This window comes from Streptococcus sp. 1F3, assembly GCF_054968985.1.
In genome coordinates, this window is the sequence record NZ_JBUEQR010000065.1 from 1 (window position 1) to 20,241 (window position 20,241).

Here is a 20,241-nt window from a genome sequence, read left to right on the forward strand (position 1 = left end):
CAACCAACAATCTCATCAAAGTCATTAAAAGAAATGCCTTTGGATTCAGGAACTTTGAAAACTTTAAAAAATGCATTTTGATTGCTTTAAACGTAAAGAAAGAGAGAACGAAGTTCGTCCTCTCTAGGTGTTAGCTTTTCATCTACCCACTACAGTTGACAAAGAGCCCACAAAAGACTGTCTTGTATTGACAGTCTTTCTTTTATACTCAACCAAAAGCAAACTAGAAAGCGAACCGAAGGTTCTACTAGCCTACGGCAAGGCTGACGAAGTTTGAGAAGATTGTGAAAGAGTATTACTTTCCACCTTAGCGGGCTGTGACTCTTCCATGATTTTATGGGTGTGCAAAGCACTCATGGACACCAAGTCCAGTCCATTTCCTCTCTTAATACAAGTCTAGATAGTGGTCAATTTCCCATTGTGATACATAGGTCGCATAACTTGCCCATTCAATTTTCTTAGCTTCAACAAAGTTTGTGAAAATATGGTCTCCCAAAGCTGCTTTTACGACATCATCATTTTGCAGTGCCTTGATTGCATTGTGAAGTGTAGATGGCAGGTCCACAATCCCTGCTTGTTGACGCTCTGCCTCACTCATCGCATAGATGTTTGACTCTATTGGTGCTGGAGCTTCAATCTTATTTTCCACACCGTCTAGACCAGCTTCTAATAAAACTGCCATAGCCAAATAAGGATTGGCAGTTGGATCAACCGAGCGCAATTCTAAGCGTGTTCCCATACCACGAGATGCCGGTACGCGAATCAAAGGTGAGCGATTACGACCAGCCCAAGCGATGTAAACAGGGGCTTCAAATCCCGGTACCAAACGCTTATAAGAATTGACCGTTGGATTCATAATTGCTGTATAACTATAGGCGTGTTTCATCAAACCACCTAAGAAATAGTAAGCTGTTTTGGACAACTGCATACCACGAGGGTCTGCTGGGTCATAGAATGCATTATTTCCTTGGCTATCAAAGAGCGACATATTACAGTGCATCCCTGAGCCTGCGATTCCAAACTTAGGTTTCGCCATAAAGGTCGCATACAAGCCGTGCTTACGGGCAATGGTTTTTACAACTAATTTGAAAATTTGGATATTATCACAGGCTTTTAATACATCTGCGTATTTAAAGTCAATTTCATGCTGGCCTACCGCTACTTCATGGTGACTAGCCTCTACTTCAAAGCCCATTTGAGTTAAGACATTCACAATTTCACGGCGGGTGTTATCGGCAAGATCCGTTGGCGCAAGGTCAAAATAACCACCCTTGTCATTGACCTCAAGTGTTGGATTGCCATTTTCATCCATTTTGAAAAGGAAAAACTCTGGTTCTGGACCTAGGTTGAAAGAGGTAAAGCCTGTTTTTTCCATGTGGCGCAATGCTTTTTTCAAGTTCCCACGAGGATCTCCTGAAAAGGGTTCTCCCTCTGTCGTATAAATATCACAAATCAAGCCTGCTACACGACCATTTTCATCTCCCCAAGGAAAAATAGTCCATGTGTTTAAATCAGGATAAAGATACATGTCTGACTCATTGATACGGACAAATCCTTCAATGGAAGATCCATCAAACATGGCTTTATTAGATAGCACCTTATCTACTTGTTCATCAGTGGCTGGAATCTCAACATTTTTCATAATTCCTAAGATATCTGTAAACATCAAGCGAATGAAAGTAACGTTCTTCTCTTGAATATCCCGTTTGATATCCGCTACTGTAATTGACATAAATGGTCTCCTTTTATTATTGTTCAATATAAGATTCCTAGCCATATGGGTGGCTAACGAAAGATACTGGTAGGGTTAGAAAAGCGCCCTTGATTGCGAAGTTCATCACGAAGAATACGACGTACATCTTCATCCGTCAAGCTATCAGCCTCTTTCTGAGGTCTAGCCTGACGATTGGCATACTCTTTTTTTATCGCTGCGATATTAAGACCCTCATTGAGAAAATCCTTAATTTCCAACAGCTGGTCCATATCATTGAGCGAATAGAGCCTACGATTGCCTTCATTACGGTCTGGATGAATCAATCCCTGCTCCTCATAGTAGCGTATCTGACGAGCGGTTAAATCCGTCAATTTCATCACACTACCAATCGGAAAAACTGCTAAAGACCTACGAAATTCTTTCTCTCTCATGATAAGCTCCTTTCTGCCCACTATTATAGGGGAATTTTACCTATTCGTCAATATTTTATGTCATATTTTCTTACATTGTTCGTTTTATAATCCTTTTTTTAGTTTCTCAAGGTCTGAATTTACTAAAATGGCTATAAATACACCAACGAATGTCTCAAAGACACGGATAAAAACATACTGAATAGCATTCCCTGACGGAATAGACAAGGTGATGATTAGAAGGGCTGCTACTCCACCGATAATACCTGACTTATTGTTCATCGCCACATTTGTCATAATCGTTAGCATGACACAAATCGGAACAACAATGAGCGTCACCAAGGGATGCTCATGAAAGGATTGACTTAGGATAAAAAAGATGAGGGCATAGGCCCCGCCGATCGAATTACCCAGGATACGCGATGCACCAAAATGCACACTCTTATCAAAATCCTCACGCAGACTAAAAACAGCTGTCAAGGCCGCAATCTGCGCTCCTTGACGACTGAAAAAACCAAAGAGTAAAATCACTAAAAAAACGGCTAAACCGGATTTCAAGGTTCGCATTCCTAACTTAAATTGCTTGGGATTAAATCGATATTGCTTAAACATATATACCCTCTTTTCTTCCTAGTAAGACTACTCCTCCATTATACCACTAATGTCTCAAACTTCCTTCTGACAGACTATTTCAAAAAAATGTCTAGTAGCCTCATTCAGCTAAATCAACTCTTCCCGAATCCTGCTTAAGATTATCTTTTATTACTAAACAAGGAACTTGTAGTACAACATAAAGCGTTCTAAACACTTTGAGAATTTTAATCAGTTAAAAATTAAAAAGCCCATAAAACGAAAATATGGACTTTTTCAAGAACACTTATTACTTTTCAAAATAGTACATCTGCTCCCTAATATTTAACAGAATTCACTCCCAACTCCTTAACTTCAACATTAATGATTATAAACATTTTAGAAAGTGACAAGCATAACGGATATAGATTTATCTAAATACTATCTTTTTCCAAATATTTTAGAAAAACAAAATAAACAATGGATAAAAATAATAGATATAAACAAATAAATACAATGTTAAGATTAAATTGATTAATTTGAATTAATTTCAAAACCTCTGAACAAATGCCATCTAAAAAACCAGAAATAATAAATGTCTTTACATTTTTATTATATGCAAAATATGTATAAATAATTGGAGTATAAAATAATTTTAATGATAGAAAAGAAAAGTCTTTAAAAATAATGGATAAAAGAATAATCAAAAGAACCACACACAGCTGGCTTTGTAAAAAACTTTTAGAAAGTTTTAAAATATTAATCCGTTTTATGGTCATAGGAAGTAATTGGACCACCAGGATACGCTCTCCTAGGTCTCGTATAAAGAGCTATCCAGCCATTTCCATTAGTATCTAAAGCTCTCCCCATCATCTCTCCTAAACTCCAACCAACTCCAGTAAAAGCTAATATTTGATTAACAGTTGCTGCTGTTATACCAAATAATCCTCCAATATATGACAATGTTGCCTCTGCACCGAGGTTAACAGCATTGTCAACAGCTCCCCTAGGTATTGCTATACCAGTGCCTACAACATCTCTAGAAACTCTGATTTTTTCCTTCTTGTACACACCCAAATTAGACTGACCATACCTATCTGTAGTTTCTAAATAAGAATTTTTAGAATCAGATGAGGTTGTTATAAATGTATTATCATCAATTTTATATATTTCAGAAACTAAAATATTGTCATTTTCATCTAAAATTTGTGTAATTAAATGTCCTTCCTCATCAAATTTAGATACAATCTGTTTATCCAAATTCCTTTGATATACTCCTTCAAATAATGGACTATGTTTTAAATTGGGAATTTCAGAAGTTGAGAAAATATCATGTTCGGCATTCATTATCTCATTAGCATATGCAAGTGTTGGAATCATATTTCCAGATAGAACAACCAAACTAGCTATTCCAACACAAAAACGTTTTATTTGTTTCATATAACAAACTCCTCTCTATTGTTATAAAAGTTTAATATTTCACCTCCTTTATTCCTGTGTATTCCTCCTTTCTATTCTCTAAAAATTTTTTAGCAGGAATAAAGAACTACTTAATCCACTTTTATTATAATACTAAATTCAAAAAAAAAAGCAAGCGTTCTCACTATAAAATTTATATATTTTAAAACTGTAAATTCCCAAAGTAAGTTCCAGTCTGTCGCAAAAACTGGAAATTAGACTGAGACAAGAAAATAAGGTAGAACTTACTTTGGGACAAGTTGGTATGGTCATTTAGTTTATAAACAGAATTCTAGAGCTTCCCACACAGAGACCTTTTTTCTTAGTAATTCCCTCACTTTCTCCTTTAAATTAGCCCAGGTTTGCTCAATAGGGTTCAATTCTGGAGAATAAGCAGGAAGTGGAAGAAAGTGATGATGTTGTTCTATACAAAGTTGATCAAGTCTGTTTTTGGGATGAAAGCTAGCGTTATCCATAATAATGATATGGCGTTCTGATAAACTTGGTAGCAGTTGGGTTTTGAACCATTCTACAAAAAAATCACTCGTCATACTCTGGTAATAAATCATAGGGGCAATTAACGGATGACCACTTTGTCCAGCTACAACAGATATGCATCCAAATCGTCTACCGCTAATCTTAGCGTACGCTTTTTTGCCTCTTATAGCACGCCCTTTTTTTCGATAAAGGTAAGTATCAATCCCTGTTTCATCAATATAGATAATGGGTAAATCACTTAGTACTGCCAGTACATCAAGATAGCGTTGAACTTGTTTGGGATTTTGTTCTTTGTAGCTAGTTGTCTTTTTTCTACCTCCGCAGAAGAGATAGACCTGAAAAGGGACCTAGGTTAAGTTGACTTTTGACAAGATAGGCTAGAGAATCAATCCCCTGACGCATATCCGTTTTCCCGCAGACCAAGTAGACTTGACCTAAATCACTGAGTCGGATGGTCATAATGCAGCACCTTATTCAAGATTGTTTCTAATACCTCTTGGTTGATCGATTGGAAGAATGTGACCTCCACTTTTCCGAGACGAATTTTCATCAATATCGTTTCTGCTTTTCTTTTCAAAGCGACGAGATTGGGGAACAGTCAATGGGACGATGGGCTGTGACATAATAAGTCCTCCAGTTTTGTTTTTTATGACAGTATACTGGAGGAGGAAGTGCTTGGATAGGTACCTTGTTATTGGGCGGTTACTAAAGACCACGCGACTTAACAAGACACCTCTACTTTATTATAAAGAAAAAGCAGCGAGTACTCTCTCCCGTCAGAGATTTCTTCACTACTAATCTTAGTATGTTTTTAACCTTACATACTCCCCAAAGCACACCGAAACTATTTGGACTAGCACAAAATGGGGAACCTGTCCCTCCTCTACAAGAGTAGGATTGTGAGAGACGAATGGCACAACCATTATTTCTCAGTCAAGGCTGCAAGTCCAGGTAAGACTTTACCTTCTAGGAGTTCCATAGAAGCACCCCCACCTGTAGAAATCCATGAGAATTTATCTGCACGACCGAGATTGATCGCAGCAGCTGCTGAGTCACCACCACCGATGATGGATTTCACTTCTGGTTGTTTAACAATGGCATCCATTACGCCGATTGTCCCTGCTTGGAAGTCAGGATTTTCAAAGACACCCATAGGTCCGTTCCAGACAACTGTTTTTGCACCTGTAAGAGCTTCATCAAATTTTGCGATAGATTTTGGACCGATGTCAAGACCAAGGAAACCAGGGTCAACTGCTTCACCTTCGGTATCTTTCACTTCCGTATAGCCTGCAAAAGCATTCGCTTCTTTTGAGTCAACTGGCAAAATCAATTTTCCGTTTGCTTTTTCAAGAAGGCTTTTCGCTACCTCAAGTTTGTCTTCTTCCACAAGTGAGTTTCCAATTTCAATCCCTTGTGCCTTGTAGAAGGTGTAGGTCATTCCACCACCGATAAGAACTTTATCTGCTTTTTCAAGGAGATTTTCAATCACACCAATCTTATCAGAAACTTTTGAGCCTCCAAGAATAGCCACAAATGGACGAACTGGATTTTCAACCGCTTCTTGAATATAAGCAATTTCATTTTCAAGAAGGAAACCTGCGACTGCTTTTTCAACGTTTGCTGAAATCCCTACGTTTGAAGCGTGCGCACGATGAGCTGTTCCAAATGCGTCATTGACAAAAATTCCGTCTCCAAGAGAAGCCCAGTATTGACCAAGTTCTGCATCGTTTTTAGATTCTTTCTTACCATCAACGTCTTCAAAACGAGTGTTTTCAACCAAAAGAACCTGACCATCTTCAAGCCCATTGATCGCTCCTTCAAGCTCAGCACCACGAGTTACCCCTGGAAGAAAGACAACATCTTGACCTAATTTTTCTGCCAAGTTCGCAGCAACTGGAGCAAGAGATTTTCCTTCCTTGTCTGCCTCTTCTTTCACACGACCAAGGTGAGAGAAGAGCACTGCACGTCCACCTTGCTCAAGAATGTACTGGATAGTAGGAAGTGCCGCTGAAATACGATTATCATTCGTAATCACACCGTCCTTCAAAGGTACATTAAAGTCAACACGAACAAGGACTTTCTTCCCTTTCAAGTCAACGTCTTTTACAGTAAGTTTTGCCATTTTACAAAGACTCCTATTCTTTATTTTTTACTCCTTCATTATACCATATTTTCGGAAATGATGGGAAAGATTTCACAAAAATTCTGACTAAAAAGCAAGAGTTCCACCAAAAAAGGCAAGTTCAAACGACCTTGCCTTTTATCTGATTATTTTGCGATTTTTGCAAAGTACTCAAGCGTACGAACAAGTTGTGAAGTGTAAGACATTTCATTGTCGTACCAAGAAACAACTTTCACCAATTGTTTGCCGTCAACATCAAGAACTTTTGTTTGAGTTGCATCAAACAATGAACCAAATGAGATACCTACGATGTCTGAAGAAACGATTGGGTCTTCAGTGTAACCGTAAGACTCGTTTGAAGCAGCTTTCATTGCAGCGTTTACTTCGTCAGCAGTCACGTTCTTCTCAAGAACTGCTACCAATTCAGTCACTGATCCAGTTGGAACAGGAACACGTTGTGCAGCTCCGTCCAATTTACCGTTCAATTCTGGAATAACAAGACCGATTGCTTTTGCAGCACCAGTTGAGTTTGGAACGATGTTTGCTGCTGCAGCACGAGCACGACGAAGGTCACCACCGCGGTGTGGTCCATCAAGAACCATTTGGTCACCAGTATAACCGTGGATTGTAGTCATCAAACCTTCAACAATACCGAAGCTGTTGTGAAGAGCTTTCGCCATTGGAGCCAAACAGTTTGTTGTACATGAAGCACCTGAGATAACTGTTTCAGTACCGTCAAGAATGTCGTGGTTTGTGTTGAATACAATTGTTTTCACATCGTTTCCACCAGGTGCAGTGATGACAACTTTCTTAGCACCGTTTGCATGGATATGTTGCTCTGCTTTTTCTTTAGAAGTGAAGAATCCTGTAGCTTCAAGAACGATTTCTACACCATCAGTTGCCCAGTCAATGTTTCCTGGTTCACGCTCTGCAGAAACTTTAACGAATTTACCGTTTACTTCGAATCCACCATCTTTTACTTCAACAGTACCGTCGAAACGACCTTGAGTTGTGTCATACTTCAACAAGTGTGCAAGCATTGCTGGATCTGTAAGGTCGTTGATACGAGTAACTTCAACACCTTCTACATTTTGGATACGGCGGAATGCAAGACGTCCGATACGACCGAAACCGTTAATACCAACTTTAACTACCATGAATGATTTCCTCCTTATGAAAATCGAGTTCTATTATTTTAAAAGGATTCCCTTTTAACCTTTTGTGAAAATTTTAACTTGTAAATATCCAAGTCACCTTTCAACATTTTTATTATATACCTATTTCGCAAAAAAAGCAAGTTTTTGATTAGCAGAAAATCAACCAAATCTCTCCATTTTTTCTTCTATCTCATTTCCTCCAAAATAGGACGATACTCTTCAAAGCTAACCTTATTCAGGCCATAACGAATCTCTGGGGCAATACTCGCAATGTATGCCAAAACAGGGCTTATATCCTCAGTTGGGGCACCCAGACCTAGTTTTATAATCTTCTTCTCGCCTGATTTAGTGATAAAAATAAGCTGAGGTTCATCTCCCACAATGGCCTGACCACGGCGCCTAATCGCAGCTGTTCGCTCATAATAAATGACAGAAACAGTATGTAAATCAATAAAGTCAAATTCCCAATTGCTAATGAAATAATTCTTATAAACAGCAAGATAGAACTGTTTGTAAAAGTCTGCCTTCTCTGGTAGAGCCACAACTCCACCTGGCAACTCTGGAAACAGTTTCTCAAATGCTGCATAGCGGGCAATCCGCTCTTTTACCTTACCATACTCTAATACTAATAAGATGACAAAAACAAGAACAACAATCAAGGGAATCCCTATTGTAAACAGGCTAGTATCTGTCCCTGCCGGTGCATCGGTGACAAATATTTTCCAAAATAATCCACCAATAAGGGCTGTAAAAGCTGTCCAGATAATAGGTCCAAATAAAAAACCAGTATTTTTCCTCATCATTCGACTCCTTTATGATAAAAAATAGGATGAGGAGACCCTCATCCTTTAACGTCTAATTAAGCGTTACCGCCGTTTTTCTTAATGATTTCATCTTGTACTGACTTCGGTACATCTTCGTAGTGGTCAAATACCATCATGAAGGTACCGCGTCCTTGTGTAGCTGAACGAAGAACTGTTGCATAACCAAACATTTCAGCAAGTGGCACATAGGCACGAACGATTTGTGTATTCCCACGAGCTTCCATACCGTCTACACGTCCACGACGAGCTGTTACGTGTCCCATAACGTCACCAAGGTTATCTTCTGGTGCAGTAACGGTTACAAGCATCATCGGCTCAAGGATAACTGGTTGTGCAGATTTGGCTGCTTCTTTAAGGGCAAGAGAAGCCGCAACCTTAAAGGCAGTTTCAGATGAGTCGACATCGTGGTATGAACCGTCATAAAGTTTTGCTTTCACGTCAACGATTGGGTAACCAGCAAGCACCCCGTTTGCCATGGATTCAACCAATCCTTTTTCAACCGCTGGGATAAATTCACGTGGAACCACACCACCGACGATTGCATTTTCAAACTCGAATCCTTTTCCTTCTTCGTTTGGAGTAAATTCAATCCATACATCACCGAATTGACCCTTACCACCTGATTGACGCTTGAAGAATCCACGGGCTTGAGTTGAAGCACGGAAGGTTTCACGGTAAGATACTTGAGGAGCACCTACGTTTGCTTCAACCTTGAACTCACGGCGCATACGGTCAACAAGGACATCCAAGTGAAGCTCTCCCATACCAGAGATAACAGTTTCACCAGTTTCAACGTTGGTTTCAACACGGAATGTTGGGTCTTCTTCAGCCAATTTAGAAAGGGCAACACCCATCTTGTCTTGGTCTGCTTTTGATTTTGGCTCAACCATCAATTGGATAACTGGTTCTGGAACGTTGATTGACTCAAGGATTACTTTTGCCTTCTCATCTGTCAATGAGTCACCAGTTGTGGTGTCTTTCAAACCAACGGCAGCAGCGATATCACCTGAGTAAACCGTTTCGATTTCTTGACGGCTATTCGCGTGCATTTGAAGGATGCGTCCGATACGTTCACGTTTGCCCTTAGAAGTATTCATCACGTATGAACCAGAGTTAAGAACACCTGAGTAGACACGGAAGAAGGTCAAACGACCTACGAATGGGTCTGTCATAATCTTGAAGGCAAGAGCTGCAAATGGCTCTTCATCTGAAGCTGGACGCTCTTCTTCAGCATCTGTATCTGGGTTAATCCCTTTGATTGCTGGAATATCAACTGGGCTTGGAAGGTAGTCGATAACCGCATCAAGCATCAATTGAACCCCTTTATTTTTGAAGGCAGAACCACACAATACTGGGAAAAATTCAACATTGATTGTCGCTTTACGGATAGCAGCTTTCAATTCCTCGTTGGTGATTTCTTCACCTTCAAGGTATTTCATCATCAAGTCTTCATCTGTTTCAGCAACTGCTTCTACCAATTTTTCACGATATTCCTGAGCTTGTTCAAGGTATTCAGCTGGAATCTCTTCTTCAAGAATATCTGTACCAAGGTCATTTGTGTAGATTTCAGCTTTCATCTTGATCAAATCAATGATTCCACGGAAATCATCTTCTGCACCGATTGGCAATTGGATTGGGTGAGCATTTGCTTGCAAGCGCTCATGAAGGGTGCTCACTGAGTAAAGGAAATCTGCACCGATTTTATCCATTTTATTGGCAAATACGATACGAGGTACCCCATATTCAGTCGCTTGACGCCAAACAGTTTCTGTTTGTGGCTCAACCCCTGATTGTGAGTCAAGAACCGTTACCGCACCGTCCAATACACGAAGAGAACGTTGTACTTCAATAGTGAAATCCACGTGCCCTGGTGTGTCGATGATGTTTACACGATGGTCATTCCATTGTGCCGTTGTTGCAGCAGATGTAATTGTGATTCCGCGTTCTTGCTCTTGCTCCATCCAATCCATTTGTGAAGCACCTTCGTGTGTCTCACCGATTTTATGGATTTTACCAGTATAGTAAAGAATACGCTCAGTTGTAGTTGTCTTACCAGCATCGACGTGAGCCATGATACCGATATTACGAGTTTTTTCTAATGAAAATTCGCGTGCCATTATGTTCTCCTATTTTGTTAAATTTAGTTACATCTCATTATAGCATATTTTTAGAAAAAAACGGATAGGCAGGACCTACCCGTTACATGCTATTTATGTATTGGTCCAAGTTAGCAAGTCTGCTAATTGACCTAGCAAAGATACAGCTTCCTAACTCCAAAGGCATAGCATATCTTCGGAGCCTAGAAAATAGAATCCCTTAGGGAGAAAACTTGCTAGAGACCAAGGTCTCCTCGTCAAGTTTCCTATTTTAGCGAGTATTTGTTTAACGCTCTCACATCTTAGAATTGAGCTCAGGCTAAACGCCCAACATCTCAATCCAATTGAGTTCGAGCTACAAGTCACTGCCAAAAAGATAAATCTTCCTAGAAGCTGGAGCTTCGTCGTCATTTTTCCTATTTTGTCTAGGACTTGCTTAACGCTCTCACATCTTAGATTACCAACGGAAGTGGGCAAATGCACGGTTCGCTTCTGCCATACGGTGAGTATCTTCACGTTTCTTAACAGCTGCACCTGTGTTGTTTGCTGCATCCATGATTTCTTTTGCAAGACGGTCAACCATCGTGTGTTCACCACGGTTACGTGCAATGGTTACCAACCAACGAAGTCCAAGAGTTGTACGACGTTCTGGACGAACTTCAACTGGGACTTGATAGTTAGAACCACCGACACGGCGAGCACGTACTTCAAGTACAGGCATGATGTTTTCCATCGCTGTTTCGAATACTTCAAGTGCATCGTTTCCAGTAGCTTCTTTGATTTGATCAAAAGCACCATATACAATAGAAGCTGCTGTACCACGTTTTCCATCAAGCATTACGCGGTTGATTAAACGTGTTACTAATTTTGAATTGTAAAGCGGATCTGGCAATACTTCGCGCTTAGGCGCTTGGTTTTTACGACTCATTTATCTTTATCCCCTTTCTTACCCTTTTGGACGTTTTGTACCGTATTTAGAACGGCCTTGTTTACGATCCGTTACACCTGCTGTATCAAGTGCACCACGAACGATATGGTAACGTACCCCTGGAAGGTCTTTTACACGTCCACCACGAAGAAGCACCACACTGTGCTCTTGCAAGTTGTGTCCGATACCTGGGATATAAGCAGTTACTTCAATCAAGTTGCTCAAACGAACACGAGCAAATTTACGAAGGGCAGAGTTCGGTTTTTTAGGTGTCATTGTTCCGACACGAGTCGCAACACCACGTTTTTGTGGTGAAGAAACATTTGTTTGAACTTTTTTACGGCTATTGTAACCAACGTTCAAAGCTGGTGATTTAGATTTTTCTACTTTAGACTTACGTGGTTTACGTACCAACTGGTTAATTGTAGGCATCTACATTCTCCTGTATAAATTTTTATTTTTGGTTGATAGAGCACTCGGTGACAGCCCCTATCCACGTGTACTTTGCAACTATTTGTCAGCACGTCTCTGTACACTTTTGAGAGACCAAAAGTAAAAAGTACCGTTTATCATCATATCATAAACAATACCTTGTGTCAACTATCCTTTTTCGATTATCATAACACTGCACCCCTTATTATCAATCTGCTCCAATTCCTTATTTTTTCCGTTTTCTTCACGTCCTCACATCTTAATTGAACACAGCCTACGAGCTGTGTAAAAAAGAGAATGACGTAGCCCTTGATTGCTTCAATGGCTGTTATACTATGAAAATTGAAAACAAATCGATGGAAATAGTATCAGCCCTATTCGTTCGCATTTCACGTCCGAACCTAGCCTCAACAACTGATTCGTACATTCTATTTCAATAGGAAACCAGCCCTCACTTATAGAGAACTGGTTTTGCTCACTTTCATATCCCATGGTCCTCCTATTCCTCCATATAGGAAGGAGCTGGACGGAAAATAAGGAGACCGAGTGCCATAAATCCAATGAGGAAGACCATCAACAGGCTCACTTGGTGATGAATTTGATTTCCCATAGAAATGGTCTGACGGAGACCTGATACTGTATAGGTCATCGGTAAGTAAGGTTGAACCCTTTGGAAGAAGCCTGGACTTAACTCAATCGGATAGGTTCCTGCACTTGAGCCCAACTGTAACAATAAGAGAATCAAGGCAACAAAGGAACCTAAGTGATTATTCCAGCCAATCAAGGCAGTAACCAAGGTCATGAAAGTCCATGCTGCAAGAAGTATCAGACCAAAGGTTGCAAGGGGATAGCTTGGAACAATGCCGATCAAACGGAGGGTCCCATACAGAATGACACTCGCTAAGGTAGCAATCGTACCATTGATCACTAACTTATTTACTGCCCATTCTGAACGTGACGTATAGGCTTTTCCATCAATACGTTTTGCAAAAATAACATTGGTTGAAAGAGCCGCAACCATCAAGGCAACAGACACCATATAAGGTGCCATACCGACCCCATTGGTTGCAACCTTATCCCTATCTTGGTGCGATAGTGTCACAGGTTTAGATACTAGGTCTGCATTTTGGCGATCGACAGCGACAAGAGATAGTTGCTCATGAGCCTGACCCAAAGAAGCTGCCAGACTTTCTGTTCCTGTCTGGAGTTTACCAACTCCAGTGACCAATTCTTGACCACCATTTTGCAACTGACCTGCACCGGCCTGCAATTGAGTAGCTCCATCGGCTAAGCGCCCTGCACCCGCGACAAGGGTAGCCGAGTTCGTATTTAAGGTCCCAAGCCCTGATGCCAATTGATCTGCACCTGCTATGACCTTGGCATTGTTTTCAGCTAATTGATTGGCACCACTGCTTAACTGGGAAACCGCATCAGTATAGAGGTTGATTCCCTGTGCAAGACGAGCACCGCCACTTGCTAACTCAGACTGCAATTGGCTGACACCTCCTGACAAGGTTTGACTACCTGAGGCTAATTGGGAAAGGGCACTATTGGCTTGGCGAATCCCCCCTGACAGCTCTGTGATTGCCGTAGTAGCACCTGGCAAGGCCTGGTTAGCACCGTCCGCCAACTGCTGCACTCCTATTTTCAAGCCTGCTACTTGATCTGTCATCTCACCGGCATTTTCCAATGATGCAAGCGTACTCTCTAAACTAGCAAGTTCTTGTAAAATCTCCTGTGCCTGCGACACTCTGGTAGACGGAGCCCCCTCAAGAGCTGCTACTAATTCTGCTTGTTGTCCAGCATCCATAGCCTGATAAGCCGATGTTGCTTGAAGAGCTGCTACACTAGCTTCTTTATCTGTTTGGCTAGAGGTAATGATGGCTTGTGCCTGAGCCCCAATCATCTGTAAACGAGCTGTTATTCCCGCGGTATCAAGACTTGGAGGGGTCAAGCCTGACACCCTTGTATCCAAATCATTGATTCCTACCTGCAAGCTGGACAAACCTTGAACCAAACTTGCCAAACTTTCTTCCTGTTCCTTGGTTGGGGCTGTAGCTATAGCCAATTGGGACAAACTATTGCTAATTTGATTGGCTCCATCAACCAGCTTTTGAATCTGATCTTGACCAGACTGCAATTGCTGAGCTCCTGCGCGCAATTCAGCCGACTTGCTATCGAGCTGACTTGCTCCTCCCGCTAGACTTCCTACGCCATTCGTATAAGGCAATAAACCACTTACAAGGCTTGTTCCACCCGCTGCAGCCTGAGCCACACTATCCGTATATTGAACAAGACCTGACTGGAGTTGACCTGCTCCTTCTGACAGGGTTTGGGTGGAGTTAGCAAGCGTCCCTAAGCCACTTGCTAAGGTCTGTCCACCTGCTGCCAGAGCCTGACTCCCCTGATAGAGTTGCCAACTCCCATCCGCAGCCTGACCTAAACCAGCTTGTAATTGTGACATACTCGAAAATACAGCTCTCGTATAGGTCTGGGTAATCTTTTCAGACACAGATTCTTGAAGCTTTGTCATAGCGGATTCGCCCATTTTTGCAGCGACAAAACTATGACCTTTTGACGTCTGGTATGCAATCTCCAATTGCTCTGGTTTATCTGTCAAGAGGGTCGCAGCCTTTTGGGATAGATCAGCAGGCAGGGTCACGACCATATAATAGTCACCAGCCTCTAAGCCTTCTGACGCATCTTCACTCGATACAAAATGAAAGTCAAGGCTATTACTTTCTTTCATCGACGCTACCATATCCTGTCCTATCGTTAAGTCCTTGCCCTGAAATTCAGATGGCTGGTCTTCATTGACCACTGCAACAGGCAAGTTCTTGACATTTCCATACGGATCCCACATAGAGGTTAAAAAACTCAGATTGTACAGAGCTGGAATACAGGCGACCCCAATCATCACAATCCATAGACTTGGTTTTTTTAAGACATACTTCAGTTGTTCTAACATGATCCTCTCCTTTATATTCTATCAACCCAACTCTGACCATAGCAGACTAAAAACAACTACCTCAGATTCTTATCCTTGATGAATATTAGACACTCTGTCCAAAATGTGATATAGTTTATTATACAAGGCTAGGAGACAAAAGCAAGTTTCAAAACCTAATTTTAGACACATTGTCCAACACTGTACAAAAGGAGAAATGATGGGCACAGATACACGACGTCAGGAAACAAAAAAAGCCATTTTAGGAGCCATGGTGTCCTGCTTACAGCACCAACCATTCAATGAGATTACGACCACACACCTAGCCCAGACAGCTGGTATCAGTCGCTCCAGCTTTTATACCCACTATCGGGATAAATACCAACTGATTGAAGCCTATCAAGAGGCTCTATTTATCGAGATAGAAGATATTATTACCCAATATAAAGACGAGCGAAGAAAAGTTTTCCTTGAAATCTTCGTTCTCCTCTCTCGTGAACAGCTCCTATCTGCCCTCCTCACCCACAATGGCAGCCAGGAAATCCAAGCCTTTCTCATCAATAAGGTCCGCCTCTTCATCAATAATGACCTGACAGACCACAACGGTCTTGACCCCCTATCTACAGTGGAAAAAGACTACCGTAGCATTTACCTCGCTCATGCCTTCTTTGGCATCGTCCAAGCATGGATCAACAAGGGTAAGACAGAATCCCCAACCGAGATGACCACCCTAGTCCTCAAACTATTACCATAAGTCCAATCCACTCCTAGCAGTGGATTTTTTACTTCAAAAAAAGAGAATGATTTCACTTGATAAATCGTAAGTTTTATCGTCATTTAGTTGATGCCTAACAGTAGTTGATTAGCCCAGGTCGAAATAGCTACATTTCTTTTATGACTTGGGAGCTTGAGGGAACTCTATTTTCTCATAATCCACTGGACGATAACATTCGGTCAGTATTTTTCCGTTTGCATTTAGATCAAACATTCAACCTACAAACACTCAAAAAGGCTCCATCATTCTTGCAGTAGGAAATTCCCCACTGTAGCGTTTATGGAGCCTTTACATTAACAAATGTGTCATAAAATAGATAGTTGCTTGATAAAACCAATACCCAAACTGATTGAGAGCCCTACTCAGACTAACACGACCTCTTCTATCACCTGCAACACACCCGACACATCATTGGATGGCGCCTGGAATCTTGCTGCCTGACAAACACTCTTAGGACTACCGGCCATGGCATAGGAGTGGTCTGCATACAGCAACATCTCCAAATCATTGTCGCTGTCACCGAAAGCCATCATCTCAGAAGGCTCTATCTGCCAGCGCTTGGCGAGAAAATCAAGGGCAGTCCCCTTGTTAACATCCGGTTGCACGATATCGATAAAGTTAAAACCACTCGACACCGCACGCACCCTTCCTTTTCCCGTTGCATTTAAATCCGCCACCAAGGCTTGAATGTCCATTTCTGGTACATCCAAGGTCAAAATAGTAAAGTCATCTTCTGGCAATTTTCTTAAATCCTCAATTTCCCGCCACTCATAATTATGCTTGGTCATCAATGTCTTGAAATCCTCTGGCGCACTTTGGGCAAAATACAACGATTTTAGACCACTAATAGAACAACGATGTAAAAGGTTTTTTTGTGCTAATAGAGCAATCAAATCAGTTACTACTTCTCGTTCAAAATGGTACTCTGCAATCCGCTGACCATTTTCTACAATAACAGCACCCACTTCAGATACAATCGTCATCTGATCGTGGATATCTGGAAAAAAGGATTTGATTTGCTGGTACTGATTGCCCGAAATAGCTACTACCCGAACACCACGCTCTTGTAGCTGCCGCCACACACGGCGAAAACGCTTGCGATCGTACTCATTCTGCGAATTTAAAAAGGTTCCATCCATATCAAAAGCAACCAGTTTCATTCTTGCTTGTTTCATCATCTTCTCTTTCTGTCGTCTTTTCATTTACAAATCATCTTTCAAGCTACAATTCACTTGTAAAGTATGAGCAGTAGACTTGCGAACATCCGTCACAACGAAGTTATAGACAGTCTCCCTATTTCTAGCTATAGGTAGCCTTCTATCACCGCAAGAACTCCCTGATCCACATGGGAAGGAGCAAGATGTTTAGCGACTGCCTTTACACGCTCCGTCGCATTCGCCATCGCATAGGAATGCCCTGCATAAGCCAACAACTCCACATCATTATCACTATCACCAAAAGCAAGAACATCCCGCGCTTTTATTCCTAGTGGTTGCAAAACCTGCTCCACTCCCCAAGCCTTGTGTACGCCTTTGGGTAAAATACTCACCGCACCATAGCCACTGGTCACCGCAAGCACCTCTTCAGCAAACATCTGGTTGCATTCTGCCACAAGCGAATCCACCAACTCCTCTTTCACCCAAAAACCTGCATGGGTAATGACGACATCTCGAGGGACATCACCCAAGTCCTCAAGGCGCACAATCTTATCCCAAAAAGCTTGTAACTGCGCTTGTGTAATCGCTAACCCAGGCTCTGAAAAAGGCTGAGGAGAACGCTTATCAATGTAAATATTGGTATCGCTTGAGAGCATCAAACAATACTCTACTCGACTCTTATAATACTCAACCAGTCTTTCAACCACACTAGCTCCCAAGACCTTGCGAAACAACATCTCCCCCTGATGATAAAAGAGACCGCCATTTTCTGCCAGAAACATGACCCGATCCTCAAAACCTGTAAACAAGTCCAGCAAACGTTCTAGGCTATTACCACTTGCTACAATAAAGGGAATATTCCTTGCTTCTAGCTGGGTAAGAACCCATTCAAACCGCTCACGATCAAATCCACCGCAAGCATCTAAAAAGGTCCCGTCCATATCTGTTACAACTGCTTTTATCATTGCCAGCCTCTACTTTCTTCTATCGCTTTATCTCTTGTCATTCTAGTACAAACCAAGCATTGCTATAGGAGCTGCTCTAGAATAAACCTTGCTTCCACCCACTACCGTTCCTATATTCTATTTTAAAACGAAAGCACTCTAGGACACGAATCTTTCTTTTACCTCCATTATTCATATATCATATTGATGCTACTTATATTGCTTTTGCTGTCATACTCAGAAGCAATACTCCCCCACGCAAACCTATTTTTATCCTGTAATCCCCAGGATTCCAAAATCGTATCATGATATTTTTTTCTGTCTTTTTCATTTTCAGGTGCAAATTCTCTATCCATGCATACCAAGCCAATCATATAGAGGATTTCACCCTTAAAAAAGAAAGAAATGGAGAATGTATGGTTTTGTACCCTACATTTTTTATCCAAAAAAATAATCCTACTCAAATCTTGCCCAGTAAAATAGATAGATCTTTTAAAGTCTTGAAGTGTATAGGTATCCTCTATCCTTAAATCTGTATCGATTTCAAGAATCCCCTTTTTTATATCCATGATTATTTTTCACCTCCTATTATCATAGAGTTCCTCACGATATTTTAGCCCTCATCAAGATCCTATTCCTAGGTCAAGAGTGACTCTTGATAGTCACCAGTTCAAGCCCATAAAGTCTGTCATCTCTTGATAGGCAAGATCGATCCGTGCCTTGGTTTCATCATCTAGCAGGTGACGATTGGGACCACCCTCGATAAAATCTTCCAGTACAAAGGTCTGGTAGGTAAATAAGTCTGTTCCCTCTTTCGGTACACGGCTCACCCAGGTCGGATGGGCTTTGGCTGTCTGAATCCGGGTTCTCCCCTCTTTCTTTTCGAGCGTCACATCCATCAAGACCCCACGCTCGGTCCATTGAGAGTTAGAAACTCCCTCCATGGTTTCAATCCGTTGGTTGGAGAGGAAATTCCCCATCGAGTAGACAATGAGCTTCCGATCCCCATCCTTTTCAATGATTTCTGCTGGCTCTGCTACATGAGGGTGGCCTCCAAAGACAATATCTGCTCCCCATTCTACCATTTGTCGGTAAAGGGCTACCTGTTCCTCTGTCGGCTCTAGCTGATACTCAATCCCCATTTGGGGCATGATGATGGTGAAGTCTGCTTCTACTTCTGCTCGCTCTATTTCTGATTTCATCCGCTCTAGGTTCAAATCAGACAGATGACCTTCATATTCTTCCTGAGAAAGATTTCCCTCCATTCCATTAAAACCGTAGGCGTAAGCTAGGATTGCTATCTTCATTCCCTTGACTTCCTTGATATAGATAGGTGCGGATTCCCGATTACCATCACGGTATACCCCCACCGTATCAATACCAACCTGTTGAAAGGCATCTACCGTAGATACTAGACCTGTCAGGTGCGAATCAAGAATGTGGTTGTGGGCTAAATCAACCACATCATACCCCGTCTGCCAAATAGCACGGACGACCGACGGCGGAGCATTAAACAAGGGATAACCACTCAAAGGATAGTCAGCAGAGATCGTTCCTTCAAAATCTGCTATCGCCAAATCTGCCTGCTCAATCCAAGGTTTTACATAGGTAAAGTTTTCAGTGAAATCATATTGACCATCTGGTTGTTGTGCACTCCAGTAAATCACATCATGGTAGAGCAGATCCCCATGTGCCATCACCCTCGCTGTCTGAACTGCCTGCTCCTGTGGTATCGGCTCTTTCACGACTGCTGAAACTGCACGAGGAGATGATGGTGCTGTCGAAGCAATAGATGAGACGTAAGACCAAAGAACTGATCCACCAGAAACAAGGCCTGCTACTCCTCCTACCACCATTACGAATAAAAAGGCATAGCCAATCCATTTCTTCCTCTGCTGACGGCTACGTTTACCAACGCGGGCTCTTCTTCTCTTCATCATCCCCTCCTCCTTTCTTCCAGTATACGCTATTCTTACTGAAAAAGCTAGGCAATGTCTACAAAAGGCAAATTCTGACCTTGCTGGCTCACCCAGTCGGACTTCTATTCTATCTGTACTTTCATCTCCGCAATCAGATGTTGACTTTTTATAGAGTAGGAGATAGACACCATCGCTTCAAAATCTCGATGGTTCTTTTTCCACTTCCACGCTTGGAACACTAATAAGATACGAGAGAGCAAAAAACAAGCGAACACTAGGGGAACGAACGA

20 protein-coding genes and 1 pseudogene are annotated in these 20,241 nt (G+C 41.6%); 2 read left to right on the top strand and 19 right to left on the bottom strand.

Annotation, left to right across the window (positions count from 1 at the left end; translation table 11 throughout):
* Window positions 1-134 (top strand): transposase (locus ACVPON_RS05955; protein WP_462877177.1); only part of this gene is annotated, 134 nt, incomplete at its 5' end.
* Window positions 135-385: 251 nt separating this feature from the next.
* On the opposite strand, the gene glnA is transcribed toward ACVPON_RS05955, so the two are convergent.
* The 15 genes and pseudogenes from glnA to ACVPON_RS06030 all read right to left on the bottom strand — a co-directional run bounded on the left by glnA (window position 386) and on the right by ACVPON_RS06030 (window position 15,177).
* Window positions 386-1,732: a type I glutamate--ammonia ligase gene (gene glnA, locus ACVPON_RS05960; protein WP_462877136.1), complete on the bottom strand. Its 1,347-nt coding sequence runs from the start codon at window positions 1,730-1,732 to the stop codon at window positions 386-388.
* Between the two features lie 53 nt (window positions 1,733-1,785).
* Window positions 1,786-2,145: a MerR family transcriptional regulator gene (locus ACVPON_RS05965; protein WP_462877139.1), complete on the bottom strand. Its 360-nt coding sequence runs from the start codon at window positions 2,143-2,145 to the stop codon at window positions 1,786-1,788.
* An 84-nt stretch (window positions 2,146-2,229) separates the two neighbouring features.
* Window positions 2,230-2,736: an FUSC family protein gene (locus ACVPON_RS05970; protein ID WP_462877141.1), complete on the bottom strand. Its 507-nt coding sequence runs from the start codon at window positions 2,734-2,736 to the stop codon at window positions 2,230-2,232.
* A gap of 392 nt (window positions 2,737-3,128) precedes the next feature.
* Complete coding sequence (locus ACVPON_RS05975) at window positions 3,129-3,491, bottom strand: hypothetical protein (RefSeq protein WP_462877143.1); 363 nt, start codon at window positions 3,489-3,491, stop codon at window positions 3,129-3,131.
* Window positions 3,454-4,134, bottom strand: coding sequence for a hypothetical protein (locus tag ACVPON_RS05980; RefSeq protein ID WP_462877145.1), 681 nt, complete (start codon window positions 4,132-4,134; stop codon window positions 3,454-3,456). Before ACVPON_RS05980 ends, ACVPON_RS05975 begins: the two co-directional genes overlap by 38 nt.
* A gap of 296 nt (window positions 4,135-4,430) precedes the next feature.
* Window positions 4,431-4,901, bottom strand: a complete 471-nt coding sequence (locus ACVPON_RS05985) for a transposase (RefSeq protein WP_462877180.1) — start codon at window positions 4,899-4,901, stop codon at window positions 4,431-4,433.
* Window positions 4,902-4,962: 61 nt separating this feature from the next.
* Window positions 4,963-5,109, bottom strand: a complete 147-nt coding sequence (gene tnpB / locus ACVPON_RS05990; RefSeq protein WP_462877146.1) for an IS66 family insertion sequence element accessory protein TnpB — start codon at window positions 5,107-5,109, stop codon at window positions 4,963-4,965.
* Window positions 5,090-5,273, bottom strand: a pseudogene (locus ACVPON_RS05995) (hypothetical protein). Before ACVPON_RS05995 ends, tnpB begins: the two are co-directional and overlap by 20 nt.
* A gap of 299 nt (window positions 5,274-5,572) precedes the next feature.
* Window positions 5,573-6,772, bottom strand: a complete 1,200-nt coding sequence (locus ACVPON_RS06000; RefSeq protein ID WP_462877148.1) for a phosphoglycerate kinase — start codon at window positions 6,770-6,772, stop codon at window positions 5,573-5,575.
* 146 nt (window positions 6,773-6,918) lie between these two features.
* Window positions 6,919-7,929, bottom strand: coding sequence for a type I glyceraldehyde-3-phosphate dehydrogenase (gap, locus tag ACVPON_RS06005; RefSeq protein ID WP_462877150.1), 1,011 nt, complete (start codon window positions 7,927-7,929; stop codon window positions 6,919-6,921).
* Between the two features lie 185 nt (window positions 7,930-8,114).
* Window positions 8,115-8,732 (bottom strand): hypothetical protein, encoded by a 618-nt coding sequence (locus tag ACVPON_RS06010; RefSeq protein ID WP_462877152.1) that lies wholly within the window; start codon window positions 8,730-8,732, stop codon window positions 8,115-8,117.
* Between the two features lie 56 nt (window positions 8,733-8,788).
* The gene (gene fusA / locus ACVPON_RS06015; protein ID WP_462877154.1) at window positions 8,789-10,870 is read right to left on the bottom strand and encodes an elongation factor G; all 2,082 of its coding nucleotides are present in this window, start codon (window positions 10,868-10,870) and stop codon (window positions 8,789-8,791) included.
* A 436-nt stretch (window positions 10,871-11,306) separates the two neighbouring features.
* Window positions 11,307-11,777: a 30S ribosomal protein S7 gene (rpsG, locus tag ACVPON_RS06020; RefSeq protein WP_067087676.1), complete on the bottom strand. Its 471-nt coding sequence runs from the start codon at window positions 11,775-11,777 to the stop codon at window positions 11,307-11,309.
* Between the two features lie 18 nt (window positions 11,778-11,795).
* Complete coding sequence (rpsL, locus tag ACVPON_RS06025; protein ID WP_018379166.1) at window positions 11,796-12,209, bottom strand: 30S ribosomal protein S12; 414 nt, start codon at window positions 12,207-12,209, stop codon at window positions 11,796-11,798.
* A gap of 499 nt (window positions 12,210-12,708) precedes the next feature.
* On the bottom strand, window positions 12,709-15,177 hold the full coding sequence (locus ACVPON_RS06030; protein WP_462877156.1) for a YhgE/Pip family protein: 2,469 nt from the start codon (window positions 15,175-15,177) through the stop codon (window positions 12,709-12,711).
* 199 nt (window positions 15,178-15,376) lie between these two features.
* Here ACVPON_RS06030 and ACVPON_RS06035 point away from each other — a divergent pair, with 199 nt between their 5' ends.
* Entirely contained in the window at window positions 15,377-15,910 is a 534-nt protein-coding gene (locus ACVPON_RS06035; protein ID WP_462877159.1) for a TetR/AcrR family transcriptional regulator, read from the top strand.
* Window positions 15,911-16,293: 383 nt separating this feature from the next.
* Here the strand turns inward: ACVPON_RS06035 and ACVPON_RS06040 are convergent, their stop codons facing one another.
* The 4 genes from ACVPON_RS06040 to ACVPON_RS06055 form a co-directional block, all read right to left on the bottom strand.
* Window positions 16,294-17,133 (bottom strand): Cof-type HAD-IIB family hydrolase, encoded by an 840-nt coding sequence (locus tag ACVPON_RS06040; RefSeq protein ID WP_462877161.1) that lies wholly within the window; start codon window positions 17,131-17,133, stop codon window positions 16,294-16,296.
* Between the two features lie 101 nt (window positions 17,134-17,234).
* On the bottom strand, window positions 17,235-18,053 hold the full coding sequence (locus ACVPON_RS06045; protein WP_462877164.1) for a Cof-type HAD-IIB family hydrolase: 819 nt from the start codon (window positions 18,051-18,053) through the stop codon (window positions 17,235-17,237).
* A gap of 167 nt (window positions 18,054-18,220) precedes the next feature.
* Window positions 18,221-18,601: a hypothetical protein gene (locus tag ACVPON_RS06050; RefSeq protein ID WP_462877166.1), complete on the bottom strand. Its 381-nt coding sequence runs from the start codon at window positions 18,599-18,601 to the stop codon at window positions 18,221-18,223.
* Between the two features lie 93 nt (window positions 18,602-18,694).
* A complete protein-coding gene (locus tag ACVPON_RS06055; protein WP_462877182.1) occupies window positions 18,695-19,888 on the bottom strand; it encodes a CapA family protein in 1,194 nt (397 codons plus the stop codon).
* Window positions 19,889-20,241 lie beyond the last annotated feature (353 nt).